Origin of the sequence: Flavobacterium sp. CFS9, assembly GCF_041154745.1 — a bacterium.
Lineage (GTDB): Bacteria > Bacteroidota > Bacteroidia > Flavobacteriales > Flavobacteriaceae > Flavobacterium.
On record NZ_AP031573.1, the window covers coordinates 3009319 to 3026236 of the forward strand.

Genomic DNA, 16918 nt, shown 5'->3' on the forward strand with positions numbered 1-16918 from the left:
AAATAATTATTTGTTGCTAAATTTTAGAATAATTACAGGTAATTATGTAAATTGTTTGAGTTTAAATTTTACAAATTTGTTTTTAGCAGATTTGTCCAAAGCAAACTTTAATCTAAAATGTGTTTTATTGACGTATGAATAAGAAAACCATTCATTTTCTAAAAAAAACACTTCGTGTACTGCTTTGGTGCGTCGCTTCTGTAATTACACTTTTACTGCTTCTTATTGTATTAATTCAGGTTCCGTCTGTACAGAACTTTGTAAAAGATAAGGCCATTACTTATCTGCATAAAAAGATAAAAACCAAAGTTTCGTTAGATCATATTTCGATAAAATTTCCGACGGATATTGTTTTGGAAGGATTTTACTTTGAAGATCAAAAAAGAGATACCTTGTTAAGCGGAAAACGTCTGGAGTTAGATGTTGATTTGTTTAAATTGGTCGATAGTGAATTGGAGATTAATTCGGTTTCACTGCAAAATACCACTGCCCGTATTTCAAGGGACAAAAAAGGAGCTTTTAATTTTGATTACATTATTAAAGCATTCGAGTCTAAAGAACCAAAGGTTGAAGATCCGAACAGCAAACCTTTTAAAATTTCGGTTGTAAAAATAAATCTGGACAACGTCAGGTTTGATTTTAAAGATGATTTTTCTAAAAATGATACTCGCGTAAAACTTACGCATTTTGATACCAAATTCAAGGAATTCGATTTGGACAAAATGAATTTCAATATTCCGAATATTAATCTAAGCGGATTAAAGGTAGTTTTGAATCAGGATGTGGTCGAGAAGATCGCTGAAGCATCTGTGCAAACGATCGATACCGTTTCGAAAAGATCGGATTTCAATTTGAAGTTAGGAAATATCAGATTAGCCAAAATTGATATTGTTTACGACAACAAAGATTCCAAATTAGATTCCGGAATAAAACTGGATCAATTAAATGTAGCAGTAAACAAAATCGATTTGAACCGTCAATTATTGGATTTTGAAGCTTTAGAACTTAAAAATTTAAAAGGGAATCTACGTTTTGGCGCAAAAGACAAGCAGCTTCAAACGCCCGATTTAGATACCACCGCCATAAAACAGGCCGGATGGAAAGTAAAGCTGAACGTTATTGACATCCAAAATATAGCGTTCAAATTTGATGATATGCAGTCGAAACCAATTTCGAAAGGAATTGATTACAGTCACATGGATTTGAATCGGGTTAATTTTAAAGCAGAGAAGCTGTATTATGGGAACGATACAATTTCAGGAAATATAAAAGCTTTGACTCTAAATGATAAAAGCGGCTTGCAGCTTCAGGCTTTAAAAACCAATTTTTTCTACGGACCAAAGAACGCGTACCTGAGTGATTTGTATTTAAAGACTCCTCAAACGCTTTTTCAGAATGGTGTTAAAGTTGGATATTCTTCCATCGCATCCATTTCCAAAGATTTGGGTAATCTTACTTTAGAGGCCAATTTAAATCAGTCCAAAATCGGTTTCAAGGATATCCTGCTTTTTGCTCCCGATTTACAGAAAACTAATCCGTTCAAGAGTACTCCAAACGCTGTTTTGAATGTCAACGCACGTGTGAGCGGGAAGATAAAAGATCTGACTATTGCACAGTTCGAAATGAGCGGAATCGGAGCTACAAAAGTGGCTGTTTCGGGAAAGATAAAAGGGATGCCTGATGCACAAAAAGCCTATTACGATTTGGACATCAGAAAACTTTCAAGCACGTCAAAAGACATTTACTCGTTTGTGCCTGCGGGGACTGTTCCGAAGAATATTCAATTGCCTTCACAGTTGAATTTACAAGGGAAGTTCAAAGGTTCCGTTGAAAATTTTAAAACGAATCTGGTTTTCAGCAGCAGTTTCGGAAATGCAAAAGTTGATGCTTTATTGGATCAGCGACTGAAGAAAAAAGAAAAATACGATGCGACCGTTTATTTACTGGATTTTGATTTAGGTAAATGGATTAAAAACGATTCAATAGGAAGAATTACGCTTAAAGCAAAAGTAAAAGGGAAAGGTTTAGATCCAAAAACAGCACAGGCAGAATTTGACGGATTGGTTCAGAAGGCCGTTTTCAATAAATATACCTATAAAGATTTGGCTTTAAAAGGCAATATCGAGAAAGGATCTTTTGCAGTAAATTCAGGAATGAAGGATCCGAATCTGCATTTTGATTTAACGGCCAGTGGAAATACCAAAGAGAAATACCCCTCCATTCAGTTAAAATTGAACCTGGATATTGCCGATTTGGAAAAATTAAATCTGCATGCCGGTCCAATGAAGCTGCGTGGAAATGTTGACGCTGATATTGCCAACAGTAATCCTGATTTTTTGAACGGAAAAGTATTTCTTTCAAACATTCAGATTGCTCAGACAGCAGAACCTATCGTTCTTGATTCCATCAGATTGATTGCTTTTGCCGATCAAAATCGAAACAATATCAGAGTTTCTTCCCAGTTTTTAAATGCGGAGATGGATGGGAAATACAAGCTGACGACGTTAACAGCAGCCTTAAAAAAATCACTGTCAAAGTACATCGATTTAAAAAATCCAAAAGTAAAAGGAGAAACGGATGAGCAACGACTGGCTTTTACGGTCAAGATTGATAACGATCCCATGTTACTGAAATTGCTTCCTGAATTAACAGGGTTGGAACCCATTACTTTATCAGGAAAATACAATAACGTATCAGATTCTCTGGAAATAAAAGGAAGTATTCCGAGAATTGTATATGCCGCTAATACCATTGCCGACGGGAAAATTGATATCGAAGCCAAAGAAAATGGTTTAGCATACAATGCTTCTTTTGGAACAATTGAAAACAGTTCATTAAAAATTCCATTTACAAGCTTATCCGGAAAAATTGAAAATAACATTTTGGACTATGCACTTGAAGTAAAAGACGCCAAAGAGAAACAGCAGTATTTTATTGCCGGAAACTTACACCATCAGGATTCGAAAAACAGCTTCAGGATTAATGCGGAAAATTTTGTGCTGAATTATGATAAATGGAATATCAATCCGGAAAATTTAGTTGAGTTTGGAGGCAAAAGATTGTATGTCAATAAATTTTATTTAGAAAATACAGGAAACGAATTAAAAGTTCAATCGCAGGGAGATCAGGATAATGCACCTTTACAAGTCGATTTTGTAAATTTCAAAATAGAGACGATTATGAACATCGTCAAAAAAGATCAATTGTTAATGCAGGGCTTGATTAATGGAAATGCATTGGTCGAAAATGTAATGACAAAACCCACTTTTACTTCGGATATAAAAGTAGATCAATTTGCTTTCAAAGGAGAACCTGTCGGGGATATTGCGGTAAAAGTAGATAATAAAACCGATAATTTGCTCGCAGCTAACATCACACTTAGCGGAGAAGGAAACGACGTAAACCTGACCGGAAATTATAAAATCGACGATGGAAATCTGGATTTCAATCTGGATCTGAACAAATTAAACATCAAAAGTATTCAGGGATTCAGCATGGGCAATCTGACTGAGGGAACAGGTTTTTTAGCAGGGAATTTTAAAATTACCGGAAATGCTGCTGCACCAAAAGTAAACGGAGCACTGGAATTTAAAGAGACAGGTTTCAGAGTAACAAAATTTAATTCCTATTACAGAACAACTGACGAAAAAATAACACTTCAGGACGACATTATCACTTTTGATACCTTTACTTTTCATGATGAAAACGACAATGAACTGATTGTAAACGGAACTATTAAAGCAACAGATTATACCAAATTTGACTTTGGTTTAACTGTGGTTGCAGATAATTTCAGAGCAATACATTCTCAAGAAAAAGACAATGATTTGTTTTATGGAGATTTGGTGTTAGACAGCAAGCTGAACATTAAAGGAACACTTGAAAATCCTGTAGTTGGCGGGAATATTAAAATAAACAAAGACACGAAGTTTACAGTTGTGATGCCGCAATCAGATCCTTCGATCGCTGATCGGGAAGGGATAGTTGAATTTGTAAACGAAGACAATCAATATCTGAAACAGACTGTTGCGATGGAGCAAAAACTCAATCAGTCGCGCTTAGTGGGTATGGACGTGAGTGTGGCTATTGCCATCAACAAAGAGGCAGAACTTACATTGGTTATCGATAAAGGAAACGGTGATTATTTGAATCTAAAAGGAGAGGCAGAGCTGACAGGGGGAATCGACCCGTCCGGGAAAACAACATTAACCGGTAAGTATGAATTCTCAGGCGGAGCGTATGAAATGAATTTCAATATGATCCGACGAAAATTTGATATTCAGAAAGGAAGTTATATCATTTGGAATGGGGAGCCAACTATGGCTAATTTGAACATTACGGCTATTTATAAAGTAAATACGGCACCAATAGATTTGGTAGGAAGTCAATTGCCAACCAATAATCCTACTGAGAGAAACACTTACAAACAGAAAATTCCGTTTGAGACCCTTTTGAAAATGAATGGAGAACTTTTGAAACCGGAGATCACTTTTGATATTGTGCTTCCGGAAGGGAATAACGATGTTTCAGGGGATGTTGTAACACGTACAAAAAACAAACTCCAGCAGTTAAGACAAGAACCTGCAGAGTTAAACAAACAGGTTTTTGCTCTTTTATTGTTGAATCGGTTTATAGGTGAAAACCCATTTGCAAGTGAAAGCGGTGGAACGAGTGCAGAGTCTATGGCACGACAAAGTGTGAGCAAAATTTTGTCGCAGCAGTTAAACGATCTTGCCGGAGAGTTAATTACGGGAGTTCAACTGGAGTTTGATTTAGAATCTACAGACGATTATACTTCAGGAACAAGAGAAAACAGAACCGACCTGAATGTTGGGGTTTCTAAAAAGTTGTTAAACGATCGGTTGAAAGTTACCGTAGGAAGCAGTTTTGCCGTTGAAGGTCAGGAACGTGCGAACGAGCAAAGTGCCAATATTGCTGGAGACGTGGCATTAGATTATCAATTAACCAAAGACGGTCGTTATATGGTTCGTGCCTATCGAAAAAATGAATATCAGGTAGCGGTCGAAGGTCAGGTAATTGAAACCGGTGTTGCTTTTATCATCACAATGAGTTACAATAAATTCCGTGAACTTTTTCATCGCAGTGCAGCCGAAAAAGAAATGATCAGAGAAGAAAAATTGCGTAACGAAAAAAAGAAACTGAAAGAGAAAGAGGAGAAGCAAAAAAAGGAAAATCAAATAGAAGGGAATGAGCAAAAAACGTAACCATATAAGAATGGAATATATCAGATATTTTGTTGTGCTGTCCTTATTTTTTGTTTTTGGATGCAGTAACACAAAATATTTGCCGGAGGGAGATTTGTTATACACCGGAGGTTCGGTAACCGTAAAAGATTCTATTCTAAAAAAGAAAGAACGAAAAGAACTGGAAAATGAACTGAATGATTTACTACGCCCTAAACCCAACAAAAAATTCCTTGGCTTGCGTCCTAAATTATGGTTTTATAATATTGCCGGAGAGCCTAAAAAACAAAAAGGAATCCGATATTGGCTGCGTACTAAAGTGGGAGAGCCTCCTGTGCTTTTTAGTAAAGTTGATTTAGAATATAATGCATCTGTCCTTCGCAATTTTACCGAAAACAGAGGGTATTTTAAAACCCGTGTCAGTGCTGATTCCACCGTTCACGACAAAAGAGTTACGGCAGAATACACACTCATACCTAAAAAACGATACATCATAAAGAGTGTGACTTTTCCTGATGATTCTCTGGCAATGTCCAGAATAATAGGAAGGTCAAGCCGAAGAAGTCTCTTAAAAGCAGGGCAGCCATATGATTTGGATGTTATTAAAGCCGAACGGGAACGTATCGATGCCAGACTTAAAGAAAAAGGGTATTATTATTTTAATCCGGATTATCTTTTAGCACAGGTAGACAGCAGTAAAGGGGATCATGAAGTAAAAATTAAAATGATCATTAAAGTCGATACTCCGCCGAAAGCTCTTACAGCCTATAAGATTAATAAAATCGTGGTCTACCCTAATTTTACGCTTTCAAAAGACAGTGTAAAATACCAGCCGAAAGACGTTACTCAATATAAAGACTTTACGATTATTGATACGGCTAATACTTTCAAACCAAGAGTTTTTGACCGTACAATCCGTTTCAAAAAAGGAGATTTTTACAATCGAAAAGACCACAATCTGACCCTAAATCGTTTTGTGAATCTGGGCACATTTAGTTTTGTGAAAAACGAGTTTAAACCTTCAGACAGTTTAGATAATATGCTGGATTCGTATTACTATCTGACGCTTTTGCCTAAAAAGTTTATTCGGGTAGAAGTTTTAGGGAAAACAAATTCGGCCAGTTATACCGGCAGCGAAATTAATATAAACTGGAACAACCGAAATTTGTTTAAAGGAGCAGAATTATTCACCGTATCGGTTTTTGGCGGAGCCGATTTTCAGTTGTCAGGAGCCAATAACGGAAAAAATATTTATAAACTTGGAACTGAAACCAGTCTGACCTGGCCAAGACTTATAACGCCCTTTCGTATTGAAGGGCCTATTGAATTTGTTCCCAGAACGAAAGCAACCCTGAGGTACGAGTATCAAAACAGAACACAATTGTATGCTCTGAATTCTTTTAAAACATCATTTGGTTATTTGTGGAAAGAAAACATTCGTAAAGAGCATCAGTTAAACGTTGTGGATATTACTTACGTGAGCCCGAATCACGTGACCCCCGAATATTTAGAAGATATTAAAGAAGATCCGTCATTAGGAAAGGTAATTGAAAAACAATTGATTTTTGGGCCAACCTATACGTATACCTACACTAATACGATGCAAAAGCGTAAGAAGAGTACATTTTACTTTAGCGGTGATCTCGATCTGGCGGGAAATATTACAGGTCTGGTGACCGGAGCGAATGTCAAAAAGAACGATACTATAAAATTATTTAATGTTCCGTTCAGTCAGTATGTAAAAATGAGAGGAGATTTCAGGCATTACTTAAAATTGGGTAAAGAAAGTGAATTGGCCAGCAGAATTATTTTAGGAGTAGGGATTCCGTATGGAAATTCAGGAGCTTTACCAACGTCTAAACAATTTGTGGTAGGAGGAACCAACAGTATTCGAGCCTTCAGAGCCAGGTCGCTGGGGCCGGGAAGCTATCTCAATACACAAACGACTAATGATTTTCTTCCCGATCAGTCAGGCGATTTGAAACTGGAGTTTAGTACCGAATACAGGGCCAAACTTTTTAGTATTGTTCGCGGAGCCGTATTTGTAGATGCAGGAAACGTCTGGCTTTTAAATGCCGATCCCAATAAGGCCGGAGGAGAAATTACCAAAGATTTTATGAAAGATATTGCCGTAGGAGCCGGAGCCGGACTGCGTTTTGATTTGTCTTTTTTGGTTTTAAGAACCGATTTGGCATTTCCGTTGAGAAAACCCTATTTGCCGCAAGGTCAGAGATGGGTAATTGATGATATTAATTTCGGAAGCGGTCCCTGGAGAAAAGAGAATTTGATTTTAAACATCGCCATTGGATATCCATTCTGATTTTATGTTTTGAATGAAATAAAATAGCAGGAATAGAAAGCTTCCTTTAAACTTCTATTCCTGCTGTTTAAGAGCGTTATTTTTACAATCCGGAAATAATAAATTCGCTTCTTCTGTTCATTTGATGCTCTTCTTCCGTACAATTTTCGTTATCAGAGCAATGATTTACAAGCTGTGTTTCACCGTAACCTTTACCGGTTAACCTGTTTTTATCAACACCATGTTTGATCAGCCAGTCGATAGTAGATTTAGCTCTTTTATCAGACAAGAGCTGATTGTATTTATGCGTCTGACGGCTGTCTGTATGAGAACGAATATCTAATTTCATTTTTGGATAAAGGGTCAGTACATCCAGGATTTTTTCCAGATCTAAAGCAGCTTCTTTACCAATATTGGATTTGTCCAAATCAAAGTAGATCATTTTGATACCAAAAACTTTACCTAAATTATCTCCAATGGTTACCTGGTAGCTGGATTTTTCAAGAGGAATCGGTAAATAGGCTTTTGGACGGTCTTTTGATACCAGTATTTTTTGTTCCCAGGTGGTGTAGTTTTCTTTTTCGGCTCTGATATAATAAGGAGTTTCAGGATCTAAAATGAAACTATAATTTCCTTTGTCATCGGAGATGGTAGAATCTTTTACCTTCATTTCCTGATCGTACAAGGTGATTTTGGCATTTGGTAAAATTTCATTCGTGTCCAGATCAGTCACAACTCCATATAATTGGTAGTCAGTGTTTAGTTTTTGTGTCTCTAAAAATTTATAAATATCATCCGATCCTTGTCCGCCTTTTCTGTTGGATGAAAAAAAGCCTCTTCGTGATTTGATGTCAATAATATAAGCAAAATCATCATTAGGAGAATTGACATCCGCTCCTAAATTTTGAATATTACGAACTCCTGTATCAGTTAATTTTCCAACAAAAACATCTAAGCCGCCAAGTCCCGGATGTCCGTCTGAGGCGAAATAAATTTCATTTTCATCGGTTACATAGGGAAATGTTTCTTTTCCTTCAGTGTTGATTCCGGGGCCTAAATTTTGAGGAGAACTGTATCCCCCTGTACTCAGTATTTTGACCTTGTAAATATCAGATTGTCCTATTGTTCCAGGCATATCCGAAGCAAAGTATAAAGTCTTTTCATCCGGACTCAGAACAGGATGTGCCGTACTGTAATCATTACTGTTAAAAGGTAATTCTACAATATTATCCCACTCCTTCTTTTGATTAAGAGTGGCTTTGTATATTTTTATGAATGTGGTTTTTTGTTCGTTTTTCCCTTTTTTACCATCAATATAATTATTGCGAGTAAAATAAACAGTTGTTCCGTCTTTTGTAAAAGTGGGAGTGGATTCGTGAAACTTACTATTGATTTTTGATTTTATTTTTTTAGGTGTGCCTGGATTGAAATTTTCATCCAGGGCAGCTTCATAAAGGTTGGTGAAACTTTCTCCCGTCCATTTATGTCTTTGTTGTCCCAATCCTCCCGTATCTCTTGCTGTGGTAAAAACAATTTTATTCCCGAAAAATGTTGTTCCGTAATCCGAAAATTTACTGTTTATTCCTGAATCTTCAATCGTATAACGTCCGGAATTGGCTTTAATCAAATCCAGATAGTTTTCGTTTTTTTTGTACAGTTTACCTCTTGTATCATTTTTCGAATGCTGAAAGAATAGATCAAGCATCTGATTGGCTTTTTCTGTACGACCTGTTGATTTTAAGGATTGTGCATATCGGTAATAATATTCCGGTTCCACATCATTAGTCATAGCGAATAATTCATCATACCATTTTGTCGCTTTATCAAATTCAGCATTAAAGTAAAAAGAGTTACCCAGTTTTTTGAACATATCTGCAGACTTGTAGCCTTTTGAAGCTACTCTTTCATAGGTTTCAATTGCATTAACATAAGCGTAGTTGGCATATTGTCTGTCTGCCGTAGCTATTTTATTCTTTTGAGAATAAGTATGAAGTGAAAAAAAGCTTAGTATTAATAGATAAAATGGTATATAATTCTTCATAGTAAATAATTTTAAGAGAAACGAGGGGTTGTCATTCTGCTTTGTTTTCTAATAAACTCAAAACGCAGGAATACTTCATGCGAACCATTACTGTAATTGTTTAGTTTTGAGGATTCAAGATCATAACCGTAACCAATGTACATACCATCTGAAATCTGAAAACCGGCCATGGTGCTGAATGCGGCATCCCATCGGTAAGCGATTCCAACCATAAATTTATTGTTGAACAAAAAATTACCTGAGACATCCACCTGCAACGGCGCACCTTGTGTTATTTTTGTGAGCATTGCGGGTTTGAATTTTATATTATTGTAAGTACTTAAATTGAATACATATCCTCCCATTAAATAGTAGTTAATTTTATTTTTGAATATGGCTACTTCATTATCGTCATAATAATTGGTCACTATAAAATCCGGTACCGACAAACCGATGTAAGCTTTGTCAGAATGCCAATAGACCCCGGCTCCTATATTTGGAGATATGACATTTTTTAAATTTTGTAAATGAGGATCGTCCAAATCTGCGGGATTAAGTCTACTGGTGTCTAGATTAAAAAGACTTACAGTACCTTTAAGACCAAATGAAAGTTTAAAATTATCTGAAGTCTGAACCGTATAAGAAAAATCAGTTGATAGAGAGTTTTTATCTGTGGCGCCAATTTTGTCATTTACAAGAGAAACACCAATACCTAAATTAGTGTCGTTTATAGGAGTATTAATTGAAAAAGCGCTGGTTTTAGGAGCCCCTTCAAGACCTACCCATTGTGCACGATACAATCCAAAAATACTCGTCGTACCTCTTGATCCGGCATAAGCAGGATTAATATTTATGGTATTGTACATGTACTGTGTGTATTGAGCATTTTGCTGAGCTGCTATATTTATTACATTGAAAAGCAATAAGAATTTTAAAAAAATTAAACTCTTTTTCATTTGTATAGTTGTTTTTAGTGAAACTTCTGTGCGAAAAGATTATGAAATTCTCTGTGTTTTTATCTAAAAGTAAGATGTAAGTATCCGCTTTTTTCAGTCATGAGCGTTCCGTTTCCGTAAGAAAGCACATAAAAATAGGTTCCGGGTGGTAATCCCACACTTTGGTTTACGGTTGCTCTCCCTTCAGAAATTCCGCGGAAATAATTATTGTTTGCACCATAATTATTAGTTTCAAATACGATGACTCCCCAGGAATTATATATGGTTACAGTGTTATTTGGAAACCGTTCTAGACCTCTAATTTCGAAGTAATCATTTTTGCCGTCTCCATTTGGAGAAACCATATTGAAAACAATTACATCCGGATTTGTAATACCCGCCTGAGCTTTATTATTAAGCGGATTATAATCTTGCGGAGTTGAATTTTCCAGAAAAGCAATGTTCAGATAATCCCCTTTTGTTTTTACTTTTGCTGTTAGGATCAATGTTTCTGTTTTATAGGGTAACAGTTCGGGTAAATTCCAAAGTCCGGTTGTGATATTATAATCTCCAGACGAAGTTTTAGATGAGGTATACATATATCCTGATGGAAGTATATCTTTAATTTGAACATCTTTGAAAGTAGCCCCTCCCAGATTTTCAGCCGATATGGTAAACATGACCGGTTGACCAATGTTTGCAACGGAATTATCTATTGTTTTTCTTATCTCAATATCAGTATCCTCATTAGGTTTTAAACACGATTGGATGTCTAGAGAAAAATTAATACTTACAAGAGGATTACATTTGGTTTCATCAATATAATTGACTTCTACAGTCCCTTTTCCGATATTGTTCCACAAAACTGTTACAAAATTGTCCGATTGTTGCCCTCCATTTACGATAGTACCTTCATTTGAAACGAGCCAATTGTAAGAGGACATTCCAGCCGCAGTAGTATAGGTTATTTTTTCTGAAATACAGGCTGACGTAAGCCAGTCAGGATTGTCATTAGGAACATCATTTTTAACAATTACGATAACAGCCAAGCGATTTGTACTCTCACATGTACCCGTTTTTGCTGTTGCATAATAGGTTTTACCATCAATTAATAGTGTTGCGGACGGAATTATACTTCCTCCTGTTAAGGCATCGTACCAGATAACACCGGTTCCGGAAGCTGCTAAGTCTGCTACTGTAGCCTTGGCAGCTGCACAGAATTGTTGTGTAGCAGCACCCGTTGGCGTTTTTGGGTCACTAATGCTAACGGTTATAGCTAAACGGTTTGTACTCTCACATGTACCCGCTTTTGCCGCTCCGTAATAGGTTTTACCATCAATTAATAGTGTTGCGGACGGAATTATATTCCCTCCTGTTAAGGCATCGTACCAGATAACACCGGTTCCGGAGGCTGCTAAGTCTGCTACTGTAGCCTTGGCAGCTGGACAGAATTGTTGTGTAGCAGCACCAGTTGGTGTTTTTGGGTCACTAATGCTAACGGTTATAGCTAAACGGTTTGTACTCTCACATGTACCCGCTTTTGCCGCTCCGTAATAGGTTTTACCATCAATTAATAGTGTTGCGGACGGAATTATACTTCCTCCTGTTAAGGCATCGTAGCAGATAACACCGGTTCCGGAGGCTGCTAAGTCTGCTACTGTAGCCTTGGCAGCTGCACAGAATTGTTGTGTAGCAGCACCGGTTGGCGTTTTTGGATCACTAATGCTAACGATTACAGCTAAACGATTTGTGCTTTCACATGTACTTGTCTTTGCTGCTGCATAATAAGTTTTACCATCAATTAATAGTGTTGAGGACGGAATTATATTTCCTCCTGTAAGTGCATCGTACCAGATAATACCGGTTCCGGAGGCTGCTAAGTCTGCTACTGTAGCCTTGGCAGCTGCACAGAATTGTTGTGTAGCAGCACCGGTTGGCGTTTTTGGATCACTAATGCTAACGATTACAGCTAAACGATTTGTGCTTTCACATGTACTTGTCTTTGCTGCTGCATAATAAGTTTTACCATCAATTAATAGTGTTGAGGACGGAATTATATTTCCTCCTGTAAGTGCATCGTACCAGATAATACCGGTTCCGGAAGCTGCTAAGTCTGCTACTGTAGCCTTGGTTACTGCACAGAATTGTTGTGTAGCAGCGCCGGTTGGTGTTTTTGGATCACTAATGCTAACGGTTACAGCTAAACGATTTGTACTCTCACATGTACCCGCTTTTGCCGTTCCGTAATAAGTTTTACTATCAATTAATAATGTTGAGGACGGAATTATATTTCCTCCTGTAAGTGCATCGTACCAGATAATACCGGTTCCGGAGGTAGCCAAGTCCGCTACTGTCGCTTTTGTTGCTGTACAGAATTGTTGTGTAGCAGCACCGGTTGGTGTTTTTGGATCACTAATGCTAACGGTTACAGCTAAACGATTTGTACTCTCACATGTACTTGTCTTTGCTGCTGCATAATAGGTTTTACCATCAATTAATAGTGTTGTGGATGAAATTATATTTCCAGCCATAGCTGCATCATACCAGACAACATCAGTTTCAGAGGTAATTAAATCAGCTACTGTAGCCTTAGCAGCAGCACAGAATTGCTGGGTAGTGTTTCCTGTTGGGGTTGATAAGCCTCCAAGTGTAATGTTGACAGATTCTGTAAAATAACATCCTCCGAAAGAATTAATTTCTACTTTGTAAGTGCCAATTTGTGCAGCCGTTATATTATTGATATTTAATTCAGGGGTACTAATTTGCGTACCATCTGGCAAGGTCCATTTTATCGAATTTACCGGTCCCATTTGTATTATAGACAATTTGATATCACTTCCGATACAAACAGCTCTGTCTCCACCATTTATTAATTGTGAAAAGGAACTTCTTAAAATCAGAGGCTGCAAGACTTCATAGCAGACTGTTTTTGCTTTTACGATATAATTTCCTGCGGTCAATCCTTTAAATATAGGACTTGATTGTCCTGTTGTTGGGAAATCGGAATCCGTTTCTTTTTTTATAAAGTAAGTGACCGTTTCAGTGACCTGATCTACCTGGGTATAAAGATCCCCCGTTGTATTTCCTGAACAGACAATTCCGCCGGATTTAGATAAATTAAAAACAGGAAAGTTAGGAGTAACATTTAAAATGCTGGTCGAAGTATTTTCCCATAATTGATTTCTGTTCAAAATGCCCGTTACAAAACTTCGCGATAAACTGATTTCATAATTTCCGGCTACATCAGGTTCAAAAGAAAAGTTATAAATTCCGGTTTTTAAAGTAACAGCGTTACCAGGAATGTTTAAATGATTGGCACCAGGAGGTACAACAAGAAATCCCAGATCGATAAAGTCAATTCCGTAGAGTTTTCTCAAATTATTGTCCATTGCCGTTTTACCAACACCGGAAACCTGAACCGTTACATTCTTGATATAGCGATCGCATACAGTAGATGACGGTATAGAGCTAACCTTAGTAATTTCAATTTTAGTAAAATAACTGTCTAAGACAACATCAAAGACCTCGTCAAAACAAGCGGAATCTTGAATTCTTATTTTATAGTTCCCAGGCAGTAATTGGTTTCCCAGTCCAATGACAGAATCTTTTGTTATATCCAACGCAGAGGGACCACTTACAAGGCTTATGGTAACATCTCCTTGTAAACCTACATAACCGGGAGTAGCCATAGGAGGGTACACCGCCAGTGCACATTTACCAAAGAATTTACCACTTGGTCCTGTGAAAAATTGTATTTTAGCTCTTATATTTTTATCTGGAGAAAAGTAATTGGCATCAATAAATACATTTTTTGAATCAGTAAGAGCTGGTTTTTCCGAAGAAGTGTTTGAAGTATTGTTTGTGAACGTGTAATTCTTTACTGCAGTTCCTGTATTATCAATTACTCTTACGGTGTACGTTTTACCAATACCCAGTTTACAAATGGTCAGACTATTTATAGAGGTAATGGTGTAGGTGTTTTTGATACCGGTTCCATTTTCTGTTACTTCTACCGTATAAGGAAGACATCCCCCCTGATCTTTAGGAACATTATTTAATAAAACCCGTCCTGTGTCATTACAATTGGTGTTTAGAGGATCATCTTCTATACTAAATTCAAAATCAGTAAGTGGTCTTGGAATTCCAATAGAAGATGCACCATAATCCAATTCAACGGTTTTTGTCAGATTACAATAAGTAGCACTCAGGCGGACAATTCCCCACTTAGAGCGGTCAGAAGGCAGCGGAAAAGATTTAGTGACCTGATTATACGTCAAATTATCGTAAACATTCCAGTTTGAGCCATTCTGAATTTCAAGTTTATAGATAAAACTTTGATTTCCTGAAAAACGAGGTGTGAGATAAGGGTTAACATGAGCCTGACTAGCAGCAACAGCCAGTAAACCATTAGGAAGCGAAGCACTGCTAATACCTGAACATATATTTCCGGGAATAGTATAGACAAGGTCAACGCTATTGATGACTCCTTTGTCAAAAATAATATCATCGGCCTTCAGGGTTACATTAGGTGCCAGATTTACTATGGTTGGAGGCGAAATAAGGGTACCGCAATTATCCATGGCTCTAACTTTGTAAGATCCGCTGGGCATATTTTTTAGCGACGAAAAGCCCCCCGACGTTTGTATACTTTGTACGATACTATTGTCGGAAGCATTAAGTAAGTTAATGGTGTATGGAGGGTTACCTTTTTCTATAACAATATTTATTGTGCCTAACGGATTAGGATCAGATGCGCAATAGGTGTAATTTTCGGCATAAAAAGATGTAATACTGGGTGAGCTTGAAGAATAGGTACTGCCTACTTTTATGGTAGTTGCAGTTTTTATAAAAGTATTGTTTTCGTAATAGCCGTAGAAATAATCTCCAGGCTCTAAATGTGTAATAAGAGAAGCCGTAGACGCAATGATATTTGCCGGATCATAAGGAGATTTTGCAACGGCATAAACCAAAGGTGCAGAAACATTTTTAACCGTGATGGTAATAGTACCATCTGCTCTACCGTTACCGGTACAGGACGCATCAGTTGCAACAGCAGAAATTTCTGCCTGAGCAATTGCGGCAAAAGGGAGTAAATAAAATAGCGCAACAAATAATTTTAGTGGCCTCATAGTAGGTGCGTTAATTGTGTTTTTGGAATTTGGGGCAGTTAAGTGTGGAAGGATGACAATTCAGAAGAAAGCACTAAAATTTCTTTTAACTCAATAATGAAATAAGTAGTGCTTTCAAAGCTGAATTGGTAAACGTCATCTTCTATACTTCATCTTAACTTAATGCAAAGGTATTTAGGACAATTGAGACAAGTGGTTCGGATTTAATAATCGGATTGTCAATGATATAACTGGTTGTTTTATGTAACAGTTGATCGGCTAAAAATTCCCGTGTTTTAGATTTTGGGAGGAATAAAAAACAGATATAAGTTAAAGATTACAAAATAATTGATCTACAGATGGTACGTGTGAATTTTTTGGAGGAAGATTGAAATCGTATTCAGAGCATAAGTCCTAAAAGAACATTAAAACCCAAAATAAAAAAAGATTCGTTTTTGAGAAATTAGCTTTAAGAAGTATTAAGTCAATGAATAAGAAGAAAAAAACATTACCCCAATAGGCTGCTTTTGCGAAAAAAAGAAGTAATTTGGTTTAATAAATGGATAGAATGCAAAATCTAATAAAGAGAATAATAGTTTTAGCTATTGCCGTACTTGTTATAGTGCTGGCTTTCAAATATTGTGAATTCAAAAAGGATGACGATTCAACGATTGATTATAATACCAATCTGATTCAGCAGCAAATTTTAAATGTTGGAAAACTGGTCGTTACCGAAGGTCATTTTTCGGAAGTCATTACTTATAAAAACCAGCAGAAGTATTTAATGGACATGGTATCTTTTGAGAAGAAAGCGCTTGTGGTCGTAAATGCAAATGTCACCGTAGCTTACGATTTGCATAAAGTGAAATATGATATCGATGAAAAGAACAAGACGATTACCATTTTAAATATTCCAAAAGAAGAAATCACCATCAACCCTGATATACAGTTTTATGATGTTGAACAAAGTAAATTGAATCCATTTACGGGTGACGATTACAACAAGATCAATAAATCGGTAAAAGCCAATCTGGCTAAAAAAATAGAAAAGTCTACCTTAAAAACAAATGCTCAAAACCGATTGATCAGTGAACTGTCAAAGATTCTAATTCTAACCAATTCAATGGGATGGAAACTGCAATACAACGGAAAAACAATTCAGTCTGAAAAAGAGTTTAGCGAGGATTTGAAGCTTTAGTTTTTTTTTAGAGGTACTAAGAGGCTAAGGTTCTGAGGTTTTAAAACAATTATATTAAATCCGACAGGTTTTAAAAACCTGTCGGATTTTGTGTTTTTATAGTATTTCGAGCGAAGGGAGAAATTACATTCGTAATTCGACAAAGATTGATTAC

The 16918-nt window shown here is 36.7% G+C and carries 6 protein-coding genes; 3 read left to right on the forward strand and 3 right to left on the reverse strand.

Annotated features, from left to right (window positions below; genetic code table 11):
* Positions 1 to 134 precede the first annotated feature (134 nt).
* The gene (locus ACAM30_RS12995; RefSeq protein ID WP_369615051.1) at positions 135 to 5225 is read left to right on the forward strand and encodes a translocation/assembly module TamB domain-containing protein; all 5091 of its coding nucleotides are present in this window, start codon (positions 135 to 137) and stop codon (positions 5223 to 5225) included.
* Complete coding sequence (locus tag ACAM30_RS13000) at positions 5209 to 7524, forward strand: BamA/TamA family outer membrane protein (protein WP_369615052.1); 2316 nt, start codon at positions 5209 to 5211, stop codon at positions 7522 to 7524. The genes ACAM30_RS12995 and ACAM30_RS13000 overlap by 17 nt, the downstream gene beginning before the upstream one ends.
* A gap of 82 nt (positions 7525 to 7606) precedes the next feature.
* On the opposite strand, the gene ACAM30_RS13005 is transcribed toward ACAM30_RS13000, so the two are convergent.
* From ACAM30_RS13005 to ACAM30_RS13015, 3 genes are read right to left on the reverse strand one after another with little or no spacing between them, the layout of a single operon-like run.
* Entirely contained in the window at positions 7607 to 9544 is a 1938-nt protein-coding gene (locus tag ACAM30_RS13005; protein WP_369615053.1) for an OmpA family protein, read from the reverse strand.
* Between the two features lie 11 nt (positions 9545 to 9555).
* A complete protein-coding gene (locus ACAM30_RS13010) occupies positions 9556 to 10479 on the reverse strand; it encodes a type IX secretion system membrane protein PorP/SprF (RefSeq protein ID WP_369615054.1) in 924 nt (307 codons plus the stop codon).
* A 59-nt stretch (positions 10480 to 10538) separates the two neighbouring features.
* Positions 10539 to 15587 (reverse strand): gliding motility-associated C-terminal domain-containing protein, encoded by a 5049-nt coding sequence (locus ACAM30_RS13015; RefSeq protein WP_369615055.1) that lies wholly within the window; start codon positions 15585 to 15587, stop codon positions 10539 to 10541.
* A gap of 547 nt (positions 15588 to 16134) precedes the next feature.
* On the opposite strand from ACAM30_RS13015, the gene ACAM30_RS13020 reads away from it, so the two are divergent.
* A complete protein-coding gene (locus ACAM30_RS13020; RefSeq protein ID WP_369615056.1) occupies positions 16135 to 16764 on the forward strand; it encodes a DUF4230 domain-containing protein in 630 nt (209 codons plus the stop codon).
* The last annotated feature ends 154 nt before the right edge of the window (positions 16765 to 16918 follow it).